The sequence below is a fragment of the Xenorhabdus thuongxuanensis genome (assembly GCF_001908095.1).
Lineage (GTDB): Bacteria > Pseudomonadota > Gammaproteobacteria > Enterobacterales > Enterobacteriaceae > Xenorhabdus > Xenorhabdus thuongxuanensis.
Genome location: NZ_MKGR01000005.1, coordinates 130,872 through 145,438, shown reverse-complemented (window position 1 = coordinate 145,438; position 14,567 = coordinate 130,872). Strand labels below are relative to the sequence as shown.

The following is a 14,567-nucleotide window of genomic DNA, read 5'->3' as shown; positions in this document are numbered from 1 at the left end:
AGCCTTTTGTTCCTTTATTTCTCTATTTTTGACGACTTAAAGTTATAAAGGAGCGGCTATGTCATTTCAACTCACCATAAAAGTCGAGCATCGCGTTAAATTAACCCGTGCCAATGGTAACTGGATTATCCACTTCCACTGGCACGACTTTTTTGCTTATAAGCGGCCGTGGCAATGCTTATATTTTTTACCAGAGCCACATGGGCAAGGATCATTGCGTCCAACTTTACGCTCCCCCGTTGCCACTTGAGCTTCGGCTTTTGACATCAACGCGCCCTGTTCAACTTCATGACTTAAATGTTGTTGTCTTGCCAAACGTTCAGCTTCCTCACGACGCTGCTGTTCAAGCGCCTCAACTTCTTCCGGCATTCTAACCTGAACTTTGCTCAAGGTACTGATCACTTCATATTTCAGTGATTCCAGCATATTGGCAAACATGGCAAAAGATTCGCGTTTGTACTCTTGTTTTGGATCTTTCTGAGCGTAACCGCGTAAGTGAATGCCTTGGCGGAGGTAATCCATCGCTGCCAGATGCTCTTTCCACAATGTATCCAGGGTTTGCAACATGATGCCTTTTTCAAAATTACGCATCATTTCTGCACCGACAATTTCTTCTTTTTGCTTATAAACTTCTACCGCCTTCTCAAGAATACGTTCACGCAATGTTTCTTCGTGCAATTCAGGCTCTTTGTCCAACCACTCTTTGACTGGCAGATTCAAATCAAAATCGTTGCTTAAACGTTCTTGCAATCCTTCAACATCCCACATTTCTTCCAGTGATTGCGGTGGAATGTAAGTATCAATTGTTGCCTTGAAGACATCTTCGCGGATGCTGGTGATGGTTTCGCTAACATCACTCACATCAAGCAAGTCGTTACGCTGAGCATAAATTGCCCTGCGCTGATCGTTCGCAACATCATCATATTCCAACAACTGCTTACGGATATCAAAGTTACGGCTCTCAACTTTACGCTGAGCATTCGCAATCGCTTTAGTCACCCATGGGTGTTCAATTGCTTCCCCTGGCTGCATGCCAAGTTTACGCATCATGCCGGTCACACGATCGGAAGCAAAAATGCGCATTAAGGAGTCTTCCATTGAGAGGTAGAAACGTGAAGAGCCCGCATCACCCTGACGTCCCGCACGACCACGTAATTGGTTATCAATACGGCGTGATTCATGACGTTCTGTACCGACAATATGTAAGCCACCTGCGGCCAATACCGCATCATGGCGCTCTTGCCATTCTGCCTTGATTTTCTCGATTTGTGCTTCAGTTGGCGCTTCCAATTTAGCGATTTCCGCCTGCCAACTTCCTCCCAACATGATATCTGTACCACGTCCCGCCATGTTGGTTGCAATCGTCACTGTACCAGCCTGGCCAGCCTGCGCAATGATGTCAGCTTCCAATGCGTGGAATTTTGCGTTCAAAACGTTATGTGCAATGCCCGCTTTCGTTAATGCGCTAGACACCAATTCCGATTTCTCAATCGAGATTGTCCCCACCAAAACAGGCTGACCATTGTTTGTCCGCGCTCTGATGTCTTCAATGATCGCCTCAATTTTTTCCGCTTCTGTCATATAGACCAGATCCGATAGATCCTGACGAACCATTGGGCGATTAGTTGGAATAACGATGGTATCCAGTTTATAAATAGAGCGGAATTCAAAGGCTTCCGTATCGGCGGTTCCTGTCATCCCTGCCAATTTTTCGTATATACGGAAATAGTTCTGGAATGTGATTGAAGCCAGCGTCTGGTTTTCATTCTGAATCTCGACACCTTCTTTCGCTTCCACAGCCTGGTGCAAGCCATCAGACCAACGACGTCCTTGCATAGTACGACCGGTATGTTCATCAACGATGATAACCTCGCCTTCTTTAACGATATAATCAACATCGCGGGTAAACAGGGCATGAGCGCGCAGAGCGGCTGTCACATGATGCATCAACATGATATTAGTCGGTGAATACAAGGATTCGCCTTCATCCATCAATTTGGCATCCACCAATAACTCTTCAATTAATATCAGGCCACGCTCTGTCAGGTTGACTTGACGTGTTTTTTCATCAACAGAGAAATGTCCTTCCCCTTGGAAGGTATCTGAATCCTCTTTTTCCTGACGAACTAGTTTCGGGATCAGTTTATCTACTTTGATATAAAGCTCAGAACTGTCTTCCGCAGGTCCTGAAATAATCAGTGGGGTACGAGCTTCGTCGATCAGAATCGAGTCAACTTCGTCCACCAACGCATAGTGTAATTTGCGTTGAACTCGCTCTTCTGGACTAAATGCCATATTGTCACGCAAATAGTCAAAGCCAAACTCATTGTTAGTACCGTAAGTGATATCCGCAGCATAAGCTTCACGTTTTGCCGGTGCTGGCATACCCGGTAAGTTAATGCCGACACTCAAACCAAGAAACTCAAACAGTGGGCGGTTATTTTCAGCATCGCGCTGTGCCAGATAATCGTTCACGGTTACAATGTGAACGCCTTTGCCTCTTAGGGCATTAAGATAAGCTGGCAATGTTGCGGTCAATGTCTTACCTTCACCAGTACGCATCTCTGCTATGCAGCGTTCATTCAAGACCATCCCGCCCAACAATTGCACATCAAAGTGACGCATACCAAATACACGTTTGCTGGCTTCACGCACCGTAGCAAACGCTTCTGGCAGAATTTTATCCAGTAATTCTCCCTCTTTTAAACGGGAACGAAATTGTTCTGTTTTCGCTTTCAGTTCTTCATCAGAGAGTTTTTCAAAGTCCGGCTCCATACGGTTGATCTCATCAACCACTTTGCGCAAACGGCGCAAGGTACGGTCATTACGGCTACCAAAAATCTTTGTCAGTAATTTAATCAGCATAATTAGTACATCTCAGATAGGGCTATTGTTGTAGCCATCAATCATTTATTAAAAATTGTCTTATTACACTCAGATTGAAATAAAACAACAGCATTAAAGCAAAAATAGATGATTGGGCGTTGGCCCTGCCCTAATTCCCTGTACTTTAGCGATCCAGAGAGCTGGAGTATGGGTATCAGGAAGCACAACATCTGCCAGCACAACATCTGAGATAATTTCTTCAAATAGCGCTGGTGCTTGTGTCAACATGGCATGCAACGTATCTAGCATAAGTCGTTGCATGGATGGAGAAGAAATCCGGGTACTTTCCTTTGCGTCTTCGTACTTGACGGGCTCAGCAACCGAAAAAGCAAAAGAAAGTTGGCGGATCACATTACGGACGGCATGTTGCTGCCAGTAATTTAAATAATTAGCGGGTTGACGCTGAACACTTTTTAATTGGAGCAAATGTAGCTTAAATAAGTGTTCAAAAGAGGAAAGTGCTTGATGGCGGCTTCCTTGGGCAGACGAAGCATTTGTATGATGCAGGCCTTCTGCCACGCCTGCAAAAACAGTAGGAACACCAATTCCTGTCGCAACCATGCCAAGTAAAAGGTGAGACCAAAAATAACGCCTACCAAATTGTCGCCAAAGATTTAAAATACTCATTAATCCTTCATTAATAAATACTGGAACTGCCCCTATTATGCGAGATAGCCACCCACAATCATTGGATAAGCTGTTTGAAGACGCGGCAACTGCCGGAAAAAGCCCACTTCAAATCATTCAACAACATGCCATCGCATTATTGAAACTTAACCGAGCCGTTCTCAGTTTACTTCCGGCACAATTACACCCGTGGTGCAGGGTTGCCAATTATCGCAAACAAATTCTGGTACTGGAAGCAGGAAATGCCAGTTGGATGACTCGGCTGCGTTATGAAATTCCTGTCTTACTATCTACATTGAGGAGCGAAATTCTACCATCTTTATCCTCAATCGACATCAGGATTAACCCATCATTAATGGTTAAGTGTGATAATAATGAACAAGGATTCTCAAAATTATCAACGAAAGTATTCAGTAATGATAATCAGGAATTACCAAAGCGCCAGCTCACTCATGAAAGTGCAAAAACATTAATGATATTGGCCGAAAACAGCCCTGAAAAGTTAAAAAGGAAATTGGAGCGGTTGGCTGCGCTGGCCGGAGAGGGTACCAGTACAGCCAAAAGGAAGCGCTAGCGCTGAATAAAAAACATCAGCGAAAGAAGCGTGACAGATAGCATAACCCATTGGTGCATCATAGGAATGTTCTCAACATTCTTTATCAATACACATGTCAGCTATTATGCCAACACCAGTGATGGAGCGCGGAAAGCCAATGGCATTTCTGCTTCGTCTTCAAATGTGACAAACTCCCAAGCGCTTTCCTGTGCTAAAACAGTTTGCAGTAACTTGTTGTTTAATGCATGACCTGATTTAAACGCAGTAAAAGCACCGATGATATTATACCCACACATAAATAGATCGCCGATGGCATCCAACATTTTATGGCGGACAAATTCATCTTCAAAACGCAAACCATCTTCATTGAGCACGCGGTAGTCATCGACGACAATCGCACAATCAAAGCTGCCACCGAGGCATAAGCCTTTAGATTGCAAATACTCAATATCGCGCATAAATCCGAAAGTACGCGCACGACTAATCTGGCGAACAAACGAATCCGCAGAGAACTCCAGGCTATAACGTTGTGTACCCGCATCAATCGCCGGATGATTAAAGTCGATAGTAAAATCCAGACTGAAACCATGATATGGCGCTAATTCAGCCCATTTATCCCCGTCTTCCACACGAACGCGTTCTTTCATTCGCACGAATTTCTTCGCTACATTCAGCTCTTCAATACCCGCATCCAATAACAGGAAAATAAACGGGCTAGCGCTGCCATCCATAATAGGGATCTCTGGAGCATCGACTTCAATAACAATATTGTCGATCCCTAAACCTGCCAGCGCTGCATTCAAATGCTCAACTGTTGAAATGCGCACATTATGCTCATTCACCAGACAAGTACAGAGCATAGTATCACGCACAGATTTGGCATCTGCCGGAAAATCAACCGGAGGATTCAAGTCAGTACGACGATAGATGACCCCGGTATTAGCCGGCGCTGGACGCATTGTCAGCGTGACTTTTTTACCGGTGTGCAAACCGACGCCGGTCGCTTGAACAATACGTTTTAGTGTCCTTTGTTTGATCATCGTTTATATCTCGCAATGTTACTTATCCCGCCAATCACTATAGTATATGACTGGCAGGATAGTTTAACACAAAAAGCGGAGAAACCAATTTTTTAGCAATTAATCAGCCTGCTTACGCAAAAATGCAGGAATGTCCAGATAATCAGGCTCTTTGCTCGTATGTGCATTTTGGTCATTGACGACTTTTGCTACCGTTTTGTTCTCATCGGACAATGAAGAGATCCCACCAGATATTTGCTGGTAACGGCGCTCCATCGTGTTTGTCTGAGGAGCCTTGTTATTGGTCACCAGAGTGATTTCTGGACGTTTGTCCATGCCAATTCCTGTTGCCACAACTGTTACACGCAGCTCATCATTCATATCTGGATCCAATGACGTACCGATAACCACCGTTGCATTATCAGAAGCAAATGCACGTATTGTGTTACCCACTGTTTCAAATTCATCCAAACGCAGGTCGAAGCCCGCTGTAATGTTAACCAGAACGCCACGTGCACCAGAAAGATCAATATCTTCCAACAATGGGCTGGAGATAGCCATCTCTGCGGCTTCTTCCGCACGATCTTCACCTTGTGCAATACCTGATCCCATCATGGCGTAACCCATTTCCGACATCACAGTACGAACGTCAGCGAAGTCAACATTCATCAGACCTGGGCGAGTAATCAGTTCAGCAATACCCTGAACCGCGCCTTTCAGAACATCATTGGCTGCACCGAATGCATCCAACAGGGAAATGCCTCGACCCAGGACTTTCAATAGCTTGTCATTTGGAATAGTGATCAGTGAGTCCACATGCTTGGACAGTTCAGTGATCCCTTGTTCCGCGAAGGCCATACGTTTTTTGCCTTCAAAATTAAATGGCTTAGTCACAACTGCAACGGTCAAAATACCAAGTTCTTTAGCAATTTCAGCCACAACAGGTGCGGCTCCCGTTCCCGTACCACCCCCCATACCAGCGGCAATAAACACCATATCTGCACCTTCCAGTGCAGTGCGCAGTGATTCGCGGTCTTCTTCCGCAGCAGTACGACCAACCTCAGGGTTCGCACCAGCGCCTAATCCTTTCGTAATGCCGTTGCCAATCTGGATAGTTTGACCAACAGCCGTCTTACGCAGTGCCTGAGCGTCCGTGTTAACCGCAAAGAAGTCAACTCCTTCAATACGCTCACGCACCATGTGCTCCACAGCATTACCGCCGCCGCCGCCGACGCCGATGACTTTAATCACCGCGTCGTTGGTTAATTCCAGTGGTTCAAACATAATTTCTCTCCGTTTTGTGCCTTTATATCGAGGCCGGCGACATTGTCATGGCCTCTGTATAAAAAATCAAAATTCTTTTTTCAGCCAGGTGCTGACTTTCTTAAACCAGCCACTTACTGACGTTCTTTTATCGGCATCAGAATCTCCGCCAAGGTGGGATTCTTTGCCATAATGCAGAAGCCCAACCGCTGTTGAATAGCAAGGCTCCTGCACATAATCTGTCAATCCAGTGATGTTCAGGGGGTGGCCAATGCGAACTTGGGTATGAAATACCCGCTGAGCACACTCGGCCAGACCGTCAATCTGGGCTCCTCCTCCTGTCAGGACAATCCCTGCCGCCAGGTGGTGTTTTACTCCCTGCTGCCGCAATTGCTCCTGCAATCGCAAAATTTCATCGTTCACTAAATTCAGCAGTTCGGTATAACGGGGTTCGATCACTTCAGCCAATGTTTGACGCTGCAAGCTACGAGGAGGGCGTCCTCCCACACTTGGGACTTCTACACTCTCATCCTTGCTCACTATCGAACCCAATGCGCAACCATGACGAACCTTGATGGTTTCAGCATCACTTGGAGGAGTACCAAACGCATAAGCGATATCACTGGTCACTACATTGCCTGCATAAGGAATTACCTTGGTATGACGCAATGCACCGCCACTATATACAGCGATATCCATCGTCCCGCCGCCGATATCAACGACACAGACCCCCAATTCACGTTCATCTTCTGTTAACACAGCATAACTTGCTGCCAGTCCTGCAAAAATAAGTTGATCAACTTTCAACCCACAACGTTCTACAGCTTTTACGATGTTTTTCGCCATATCGTTATGGCAGGTAATCAAGTGGACTTTCGCCTGCATACGCACGCCAGAGAGTCCAACCGGATTTTTGATCCCTTCCTGATAGTCAATCGCGTATTCCTGTGGGATCACATGCAAAATACGGTGTTCATCACGAACACGAACTGACTTAGCGGTATGGACAACACTGTCCACATCATCCTGTGTGACTTCTTCTTCCGAAACCGGCACCATGCCAATTTCGTTCTGGCAACTGATATGTTTGCCGGAAAGTGCCAGATAGACTGAAGATATCTGGCAATCCGCCATGAGTTCAGCCTGATCAATAGCACGCTGTACACACTTGACGACCGATTCAAGATCGTTGACACCGCCTTTGTCCATGCCGCGGGATGGGCAACTTCCTACTCCGATAATATTAACCATACCATCGGGCAGAATTTCACCAACCAAGGCAGATACCTTTGCTGTACCAATTTCAAGGCCAACTACCAATTTTCTGTCCGTTGATTTGATCATCGTTATTCTGCCTGTTTCTGTATTATTACCAGTCACTGTTTGTTTTCTTGCCCGTTCATTGAAACCGGCGTATCAGTTAATAAAGGAGCCCAACCTACCGCAGCACCACTGTCATAACGTAAGTCAACATAAGCCACACGTTTTTCAGTGTTTCTCAACAACACAGGATAAAGTTCAACAAAACGTTTCATTCGTTCTATTTTATCTCGATTTCCTAGCTCTAAACGGATATCGTTATCCAATATCAGTTGCCAGGAATTACGTGCTGTCATGATCACTGCTTTCAATTTCATCTGGTGTTTTTCAAGAAAAGCTGCCATTGTGTGGTATTCACTCAATGCGTCCTTTTCTTTGCCTTCCGGTCCATACAACATCGGATACTGCCCATTTGCACTGCGTTCTATAGGTAAACTAAATACCCTGCCTTCAGCATCCAACAGTTGGGTATCATTCCAGCGCGCATAAGGCACGTATTCTACCAGATGTATTTTAAGTTCATCAGGCCATTGTTTCCGAACAGTGACCTGCCGGATCCACGGCAGTTGTTCAATCTTTTCCTGAATGACGTTGACATCCTGAGTCATAAATGTTCCCGGAGATCCCAGGGACAAAATAGTCTGCCTTACATCATCATTCGTGGTGTAATGGCGCTCACCAGTCAGTACCAGCTTTGAGAGCGGTAATCTGCTAGGATCTTTCATCCAGTCTAGTGCCATCCAGCCCCCCCATATGATGGTACCAACTACCATCAAGAAGAAGGTAATCCCTGCCAGATAGTAACCATTACTGGGACGAGATCTCTGCGCTTCACCCTCCCGCTCCCGGCTATTCCGGGCTGCCTGCGACATATTAATCAGCCAACTCCAAAATTCTCGCTACGAGTTGGGAAAAACTTAATCCAGCCTGACGCGCAGCAGTTGGCACAAGGCTATGGCTGGTCATGCCAGGGGAAGTATTCGCTTCCAACAAGTAGAAATTACCATTCCCATCATCCATGATATCAACTCGCCCCCAACCATGACATCCCAGTGCCTTGTACGCCTTTGAGGCGATATCTAATAACTCTTGCTCTTTTTCGGCACTCAAGCCGCTTGGACAAAAATATTGCGTTTGGTTGGAAATATATTTCGCATCGTAATCATAAAATGTGTTTGAAGCCTGAATACGGATAGAAGGAAGAGCCTCGTCCCCCAAAAATCCGACGGTATATTCAGGGCCAAACAGCCATTTTTCAACCAATACATCAGTATCGTATTTAAATGCCAGCTTCAGGGCGTTACGCAATTCGGCATATTCATTCACCTTAGTCATCCCTACGCTGGAGCCTTCCAGATTCGGTTTAACCATTAATGGCAGACCTAATTCTTGAACATACTCTTTGAGTTGAAAATCATTAAGTTGTTCAAATTTTAGAGAATTAATTACGACATAAGGTGAAATAGGCAGTTTTGCTCCCTGCCAGAGTTGTTTTGTGCGCATTTTGTCCATTGACAAGGCAGATGCCATCACTCCGCTGCCGGTATAAGGAATTTGCAAAAACTCCAGCAAACCTTGCAACGTACCATCCTCACCACCGCGACCATGCAGTGCGATGAAGACTTTATTGAATCCTTCCTCTTTGAGTTTAGTCACATCAAAGTCTTTTGTATCAACTGAATAAGCATTAATGCCCGCTTCCTTCAGCCCTGCCACAACCGCATGTCCTGATTGCAATGAAACTTCGCGTTCAGCGGAAGTTCCGCCCAACAGAACAGCAATTTTATCAACCATGATGTCCTCCCTCATAAAAAGATGGTTGCAATTTTGTCTCGGCCAAATTGCGCGCTATTTTACCGATATTACCGGCACCCTGTACCAAAACTAAGTCATTGTTTTCTATCACCTGCGACAGAATGATTGAAACTTGTTCAGGTTCTGATACAAAAATCGGGTCCAATTTGCCACGACTGCGGATAGTACGGCATAAAGAACGGCTATCCGCGCCTGGGATCGGTGTTTCACCTGCGGCATACACATCCAACATTAATAAAACATCTACCTGACTCAGGACATTGGCAAAATCATCATATAAATCACGAGTTCTTGTATAACGGTGTGGCTGGAATACCATGACAATGCGTTTATCCCCCCAACCCGCTCGTGCAGCTTTAATCGTGGCATCAACTTCTGTTGGGTGATGACCATAATCATCGACCAACATCACGCTACCTTCTTTGCCATTGATATGTTTAAGAGGAAAATTTCCCAGAAAATCAAAGCGGCGTCCGGTTCCCTGAAACTCAGCCAGAGAAGCCAGAATAGCGGTATCATCAATGCTTTCTTCTGTTGCCACTGCAACCGCGGCAGTTGCATTCAGCGCATTGTGGCGGCCAGGGGCATTTAACACTACATGTAAATCCGGCAAATCCAATCGGCTGATAGTGAAAAATCCCTGAGCCCCTTTCTGCTCATAATGGGTAATACGGACGTCTGCTTCCTCACTGAAACCATAGGTTGTGATATAACGCCCAATTCGGGGAATCAGTTCTTTCACGACCGGATCGTCAATACACATAACCGCACGCCCATAAAATGGCAGGTTATGCAGAAAGTTAACGAACGTTTGCTTTAAGTTTTCAAAATCTCCTTGATAGGTATCCATATGGTCGGCTTCAATATTGGTAACAACCGCCATCATGGGCTGCAAGTGCAAGAATGAAGCATCACTTTCATCTGCTTCTGCAATCAGATAGCGGCTACTACCTAAGCGAGCATGTGTGCCAGCCGCTTTTACTAACCCACCATTCACAAATGTAGGATCAAGACCCGCCTGTGCATAAATGCCAGCAATCATTGCCGTCGTGGTGGTTTTTCCATGTGTTCCCGCAATAGCGATACCGTGGCGATAACGCATAAGCTCTGCCAGCATTTCCGCACGACGGATCACTGGAATTCTCGCTTCGCGTGCAGCCACAATTTCGGGGTTTTCTGCCGAAATAGCCGTGGATGCTACGACTACGCTAGCGTCCCGCACATTTTCTGGGCGATGATTGAAATAAATAGTTGCACCCAGTGCAATTAATTGCTGTGTAACAGGATTGGGAGCCAGATCAGAACCACTTATCTGATAACCTTCATTAGCCAACACCTCGGCGATACCACCCATGCCAGCACCACCGATGCCAACAAAGTGGATATGCCTGACTTTTCTCATTTCAGGCACTGAAGCTCTTAATTTCGCCAACTGTTGTGTATTCACGTTTTAATCTTCACTCGTTATGTTTACATCACCGTTCTATCTGGAACGGCCTGAATGATTCTCTACAGCATCAATCAATGCTGCTGCTACACGCTCGGTTGCATTAATGATGGCTACTGAGCGTGCTTTTTCTGCCATTTCTAACAATTGTGGGCGTTGCCACTGGGTCAATAACCCTACGACCGCATCAACCGTAAATTCGGGCTGTTCGAGTATTTTTGCGGCTCCCGCTTTTTCCAGAGGCAAGGCATTCCAATATTGCTGTCGATCTTTATGCTGGAAAGGAACAAAAATCGCCGGTAAGCCTGCGGCAGAGATTTCACTGACCGTAAGTGCACCGGAACGGCATACGACAATATCAGCCCACGCATAAGCCTGCGTCATATCATCAATAAATTCAGATACTTTGAATTCAGTTTTAACTGAATCTTCATATTGTTTCTGCGTCTCTTCCTTGGCGCCCTTGCCTGCCTGATGCCATAAAGTGATTTTATCGCCCAAGCGAGCGGCAACTTCTGGCATAGTTTGGTTCAGGATCCTGGCGCCTTGACTGCCGCCAACGACCAACACTCGAACAGGTCCTTCACGCCCAGCCAAACGCCGAATTGGTTCTGGCAACGCCAATACATCCTCCCTTACGGGGTTACCAACAACCGGCGCGCTGGGGAATGCTCCTGGAAATGCCTGTAAAACTGTTTTAGCAATTTTGGCTAACCAACGATTAGTGAGCCCCGCAATACCATTTTGCTCATGCAATACTACCGGAATGCCACACAACCATGCCGCGATTCCACCTGGCCCAGAGACATATCCTCCCATTCCCAGAACAACATCGGGCTGATAACGGCGCATAATGGCTTTTGCCTGTCGAATAGCCTTAAAAATTCTAATTGGGGCAGCAAGTAGTGCTTTAATTCCCTTGCCCCGCAAGCCTGAAATCTGAATAAATTCGATATCAATGCCATGTTTCGGAACTAAATCAGCTTCCATACGATCCGCGGTTCCCAACCAGCGAATATCCCACCCCTGCTCTTTTAAATGGTGGGCAACGGCCAGTCCAGGGAACACATGCCCCCCCGTACCACCAGCCATCACCATCAAACGCCGGTTTTTGCCACTCATTTAGGGCTCCTTACAAACGCCTGTGCTTTTGCCAGACGTACTTCATAATCAATTCGCAACAACAAGACGATGGCCGTTGACATCACTATCAAACTAGAGCCACCGTAACTGACTAAAGGTAGTGTTAATCCCTTCGTTGGCAACATACCTGCCGCCGCACCAACGTTAATGAACGCCTGAAAGCTGAACCATATGCCGATTGCACAAGCTAAAAAACCAGAAAATCGTTGATTAAGCTGCAATGCCCGACGACCGATCATCATGGCGCGGAAAGCGACGAAGAATACCATTGCCAGCACTAAAACCACACCGAAATAACCCAATTCTTCGGCCAGAATGGAGAAAATAAAGTCAGTATGGGCTTCAGGCAGGTATTCAAGTTTCTGGACTGAATTTCCCAGTCCTTGTCCAAAGAAATCGCCACGACCAAATGCCATTAACGATTGGGTTAACTGATAACCACTGCCAAAAGGATCTTCCCACGGATCCAGGAAAGAGGTCACCCTGCGTATACGATAAGGTTCAGCAACAATCAGGACGCACACGGCAAATATTCCGCAGCCAATAATGGCAAGGAACTGCCACAATTTCGCGCCTGCCAGAAACAGCAGAGCCAATGTCGTCACAAATAACACAACCACTGTCCCCAAATCGGGCTGTGCCAACAACAAAATCGCCAATGCAACCATGACACCCATCGGTTTGAAAAATCCCCAGAAGTTGTTTCTTACTTCCTCAACTTTTCTAACCAAGTAGCTGGAGAGATAACAAAAGAGTGATAGTTTCGACAATTCTGCCGGTTGAATGCGTAATGGGCCAATCGCTACCCAACGTGATGCCCCATTAACTGAACTCCCCACAAACAGCACCACAATCAGCATCATGATTGTGACTAATAACATGACATTACTGTAACGCAGCCAGAAGTTCATCGGAATGCGCAGCGTAATCAGGGACAGGAAAAAACACAGTGACAAATAAATGGCATCACGTCGTGCAAAGATAAAGGGATCCTGGGCAAGGCGTTGACCAACAGGCATTGATGCCGACGTTACCATGACAAAGCCAATTACAGCTAACCCTAATACCATCCAGACCAGGGTACGATCATACATAACGGTATCTGTGGCATCTCCCTCCACATTTCCCGCCAACCAAGTTTTAAATTTACCAAGGCCTGGAATGGTCATCAGCCTAACTCCTCTGCCAAACGAGCAAATTCATGACCACGATGTTCAAAGCTGTTGAACTGATCGAAGCTGGCACACGCTGGTGACAGTAATACCATATCGCCAGAAACCAGCTTAGGTGCAATTTCTCTCATCGCCTGTTCCATTGTTTCCGTCAGTGTTGCAATTTCTGGGCGCAATTGAGCAAACTGTCCCCCGTCACGACCAAAACAGTAAAGACGAACATGTTTCCCCGATATATAGGGTTTCAGTGGGGTAAAATCCGCCGCTTTTCCATCTCCCCCCAATAAAAGATAGAGTGTCCCTTTCAGCTTCAATCCACTCAGTGCCGCTTGGGTGCTGCCAACATTGGTTGCCTTAGAATCATTCACCCAACGAACACCATTTCTCATGTGAATCACCTGAAAACGGTGTTCCAGCCCGGAATAAGTACGTAGAGTCTGAAGGCTGGCAACACGAGGAATACCTACAGCATCTGCCAGTGCTAACGCTGCCAATCCATTGGTATAATTATGTTGCCCGACCAACTGCATTTCACGTGTTGCCAACACAGGATGTTGATTAACCATCAGTTGTTGGTGTTCACTATCAAGCTGATAATCACCACTATCCACACCAAAGCTGATACAACGGCTGTCTTTGCCTGTTTCTGGTAGTGTCAGAGCATCCTGTTCATTTACCACACAAATTTTCGCTTGATTGTAAATACGCAACTTTGCTGCACGATACTGTGCCAACCCTTTGGGATAACGAACCATGTGGTCTTCGGTCACATTCAGTACCGTCGCTGCCGCTGCTTTCAAGCTGTAAGTTGTTTCAAGTTGGAAACTGGACAGCTCCAGTACATAAAGCTGACAAGGCTGTTTCAGCAATTCCAGTGCTGGGATACCAATGTTGCCCCCCACACCAACCTGCCACCCCGCTTCTTTCACCATTTCGCCAAGTAGAGTGGTCACGGTGCTTTTACCATTTGAACCCGTAATGGCAACGATTGGCGCAGTAACTTCGCGGCAAAACAACTCAATATCGCCGATAATCTCAACACCAGCATCAGCCGCCGCTTGCAATTCAGGCGTTGCCAGCGCAATACCTGGGCTGACAACGATTAAATCAGCATCCATCAACCATTGTTTGTTCAGGCAGCCGGTGTGACATTCGACACTATCAGGCAACTGATTGCTGCCCGGTGGCACTATACGGGTATCTATCACACGCGGGAGCACCCCACGTGTAATAAAAAAGTCAACGCAGGACAGACCTGTCAACCCTAAGCCAACGATGACAACTTTTTTACCCTTGTATTCTGTCATGAGACGCTCAGC

12 protein-coding genes are annotated in these 14,567 nt (G+C 46.2%); 1 reads left to right on the top strand and 11 read right to left on the bottom strand.

All coding sequences use genetic code 11. The features are described 5' to 3' along the window. Positions 1–156: 156 nt before the first annotated feature. The gene (gene secA / locus Xentx_RS05300) at positions 157–2,865 is read right to left on the bottom strand and encodes a preprotein translocase subunit SecA (protein ID WP_074019230.1); all 2,709 of its coding nucleotides are present in this window, start codon (positions 2,863–2,865) and stop codon (positions 157–159) included. A gap of 93 nt (positions 2,866–2,958) precedes the next feature. Next, complete coding sequence (gene secM / locus Xentx_RS05295; RefSeq protein ID WP_074019229.1) at positions 2,959–3,513, bottom strand: secA translation cis-regulator SecM; 555 nt, start codon at positions 3,511–3,513, stop codon at positions 2,959–2,961. A 37-nt stretch (positions 3,514–3,550) separates the two neighbouring features. Between secM and Xentx_RS05290 the strand changes: the two genes are divergently transcribed. After that, the gene (locus tag Xentx_RS05290; protein WP_074019228.1) at positions 3,551–4,087 is read left to right on the top strand and encodes a DUF721 domain-containing protein; all 537 of its coding nucleotides are present in this window, start codon (positions 3,551–3,553) and stop codon (positions 4,085–4,087) included. Positions 4,088–4,191: 104 nt separating this feature from the next. Here Xentx_RS05290 and lpxC read toward each other — a convergent pair whose 3' ends face one another. The 9 genes from lpxC to murD all read right to left on the bottom strand — a co-directional run bounded on the left by lpxC (position 4,192) and on the right by murD (position 14,555). Next, on the bottom strand, positions 4,192–5,109 hold the full coding sequence (gene lpxC / locus Xentx_RS05285) for a UDP-3-O-acyl-N-acetylglucosamine deacetylase (RefSeq protein WP_074019227.1): 918 nt from the start codon (positions 5,107–5,109) through the stop codon (positions 4,192–4,194). A 99-nt stretch (positions 5,110–5,208) separates the two neighbouring features. Next, positions 5,209–6,372: a cell division protein FtsZ gene (gene ftsZ / locus Xentx_RS05280; protein ID WP_074019226.1), complete on the bottom strand. Its 1,164-nt coding sequence runs from the start codon at positions 6,370–6,372 to the stop codon at positions 5,209–5,211. A 66-nt stretch (positions 6,373–6,438) separates the two neighbouring features. Beyond that, entirely contained in the window at positions 6,439–7,695 is a 1,257-nt protein-coding gene (gene ftsA, locus Xentx_RS05275; protein ID WP_074019275.1) for a cell division protein FtsA, read from the bottom strand. 32 nt (positions 7,696–7,727) lie between these two features. Beyond that, the gene (gene ftsQ, locus Xentx_RS05270; RefSeq protein WP_074019225.1) at positions 7,728–8,543 is read right to left on the bottom strand and encodes a cell division protein FtsQ; all 816 of its coding nucleotides are present in this window, start codon (positions 8,541–8,543) and stop codon (positions 7,728–7,730) included. 1 nt (position 8,544) lies between these two features. Next, a complete protein-coding gene (locus Xentx_RS05265; RefSeq protein WP_074019224.1) occupies positions 8,545–9,465 on the bottom strand; it encodes a D-alanine--D-alanine ligase in 921 nt (306 codons plus the stop codon). Beyond that, a complete protein-coding gene (gene murC, locus Xentx_RS05260) occupies positions 9,458–10,933 on the bottom strand; it encodes a UDP-N-acetylmuramate--L-alanine ligase (protein ID WP_074019223.1) in 1,476 nt (491 codons plus the stop codon). Before murC ends, Xentx_RS05265 begins: the two co-directional genes overlap by 8 nt. A 36-nt stretch (positions 10,934–10,969) precedes the next feature. Then, on the bottom strand, positions 10,970–12,055 hold the full coding sequence (gene murG, locus Xentx_RS05255; RefSeq protein WP_074019222.1) for an undecaprenyldiphospho-muramoylpentapeptide beta-N-acetylglucosaminyltransferase: 1,086 nt from the start codon (positions 12,053–12,055) through the stop codon (positions 10,970–10,972). Continuing rightward, a complete protein-coding gene (gene ftsW / locus Xentx_RS05250) occupies positions 12,052–13,245 on the bottom strand; it encodes a cell division protein FtsW (RefSeq protein WP_074019221.1) in 1,194 nt (397 codons plus the stop codon). The genes murG and ftsW overlap by 4 nt, the downstream gene beginning before the upstream one ends. Next, positions 13,245–14,555, bottom strand: coding sequence for a UDP-N-acetylmuramoyl-L-alanine--D-glutamate ligase (murD, locus tag Xentx_RS05245; protein WP_074019274.1), 1,311 nt, complete (start codon positions 14,553–14,555; stop codon positions 13,245–13,247). Before murD ends, ftsW begins: the two co-directional genes overlap by 1 nt. Positions 14,556–14,567 lie beyond the last annotated feature (12 nt).

Bases quoted from the DNA above. Each gene is read 5' to 3' on its own strand.
- secM (WP_074019229.1), bottom strand. From the start codon at position 3,513: ATGAGTATTTTAAATCTTTGGCGACAATTTGGTAGGCGTTATTTTTGG.
- ftsQ (WP_074019225.1), bottom strand. From the start codon at position 8,543: ATGTCGCAGGCAGCCCGGAATAGCCGGGAGCGGGAGGGTGAAGCGCAG.
- murD (WP_074019274.1), bottom strand. From the start codon at position 14,555: ATGACAGAATACAAGGGTAAAAAAGTTGTCATCGTTGGCTTAGGGTTG.
- ftsA (WP_074019275.1), bottom strand. From the start codon at position 7,695: ATGATCAAATCAACGGACAGAAAATTGGTAGTTGGCCTTGAAATTGGT.
- Xentx_RS05290 (WP_074019228.1), top strand. From the start codon at position 3,551: ATGCGAGATAGCCACCCACAATCATTGGATAAGCTGTTTGAAGACGCG.
- ftsZ (WP_074019226.1), bottom strand. From the start codon at position 6,372: ATGTTTGAACCACTGGAATTAACCAACGACGCGGTGATTAAAGTCATC.
- Xentx_RS05265 (WP_074019224.1), bottom strand. From the start codon at position 9,465: ATGGTTGATAAAATTGCTGTTCTGTTGGGCGGAACTTCCGCTGAACGC.
- murG (WP_074019222.1), bottom strand. From the start codon at position 12,055: ATGAGTGGCAAAAACCGGCGTTTGATGGTGATGGCTGGTGGTACGGGG.
- secA (WP_074019230.1), bottom strand. From the start codon at position 2,865: ATGCTGATTAAATTACTGACAAAGATTTTTGGTAGCCGTAATGACCGT.
- ftsW (WP_074019221.1), bottom strand. From the start codon at position 13,245: ATGACCATTCCAGGCCTTGGTAAATTTAAAACTTGGTTGGCGGGAAAT.
- lpxC (WP_074019227.1), bottom strand. From the start codon at position 5,109: ATGATCAAACAAAGGACACTAAAACGTATTGTTCAAGCGACCGGCGTC.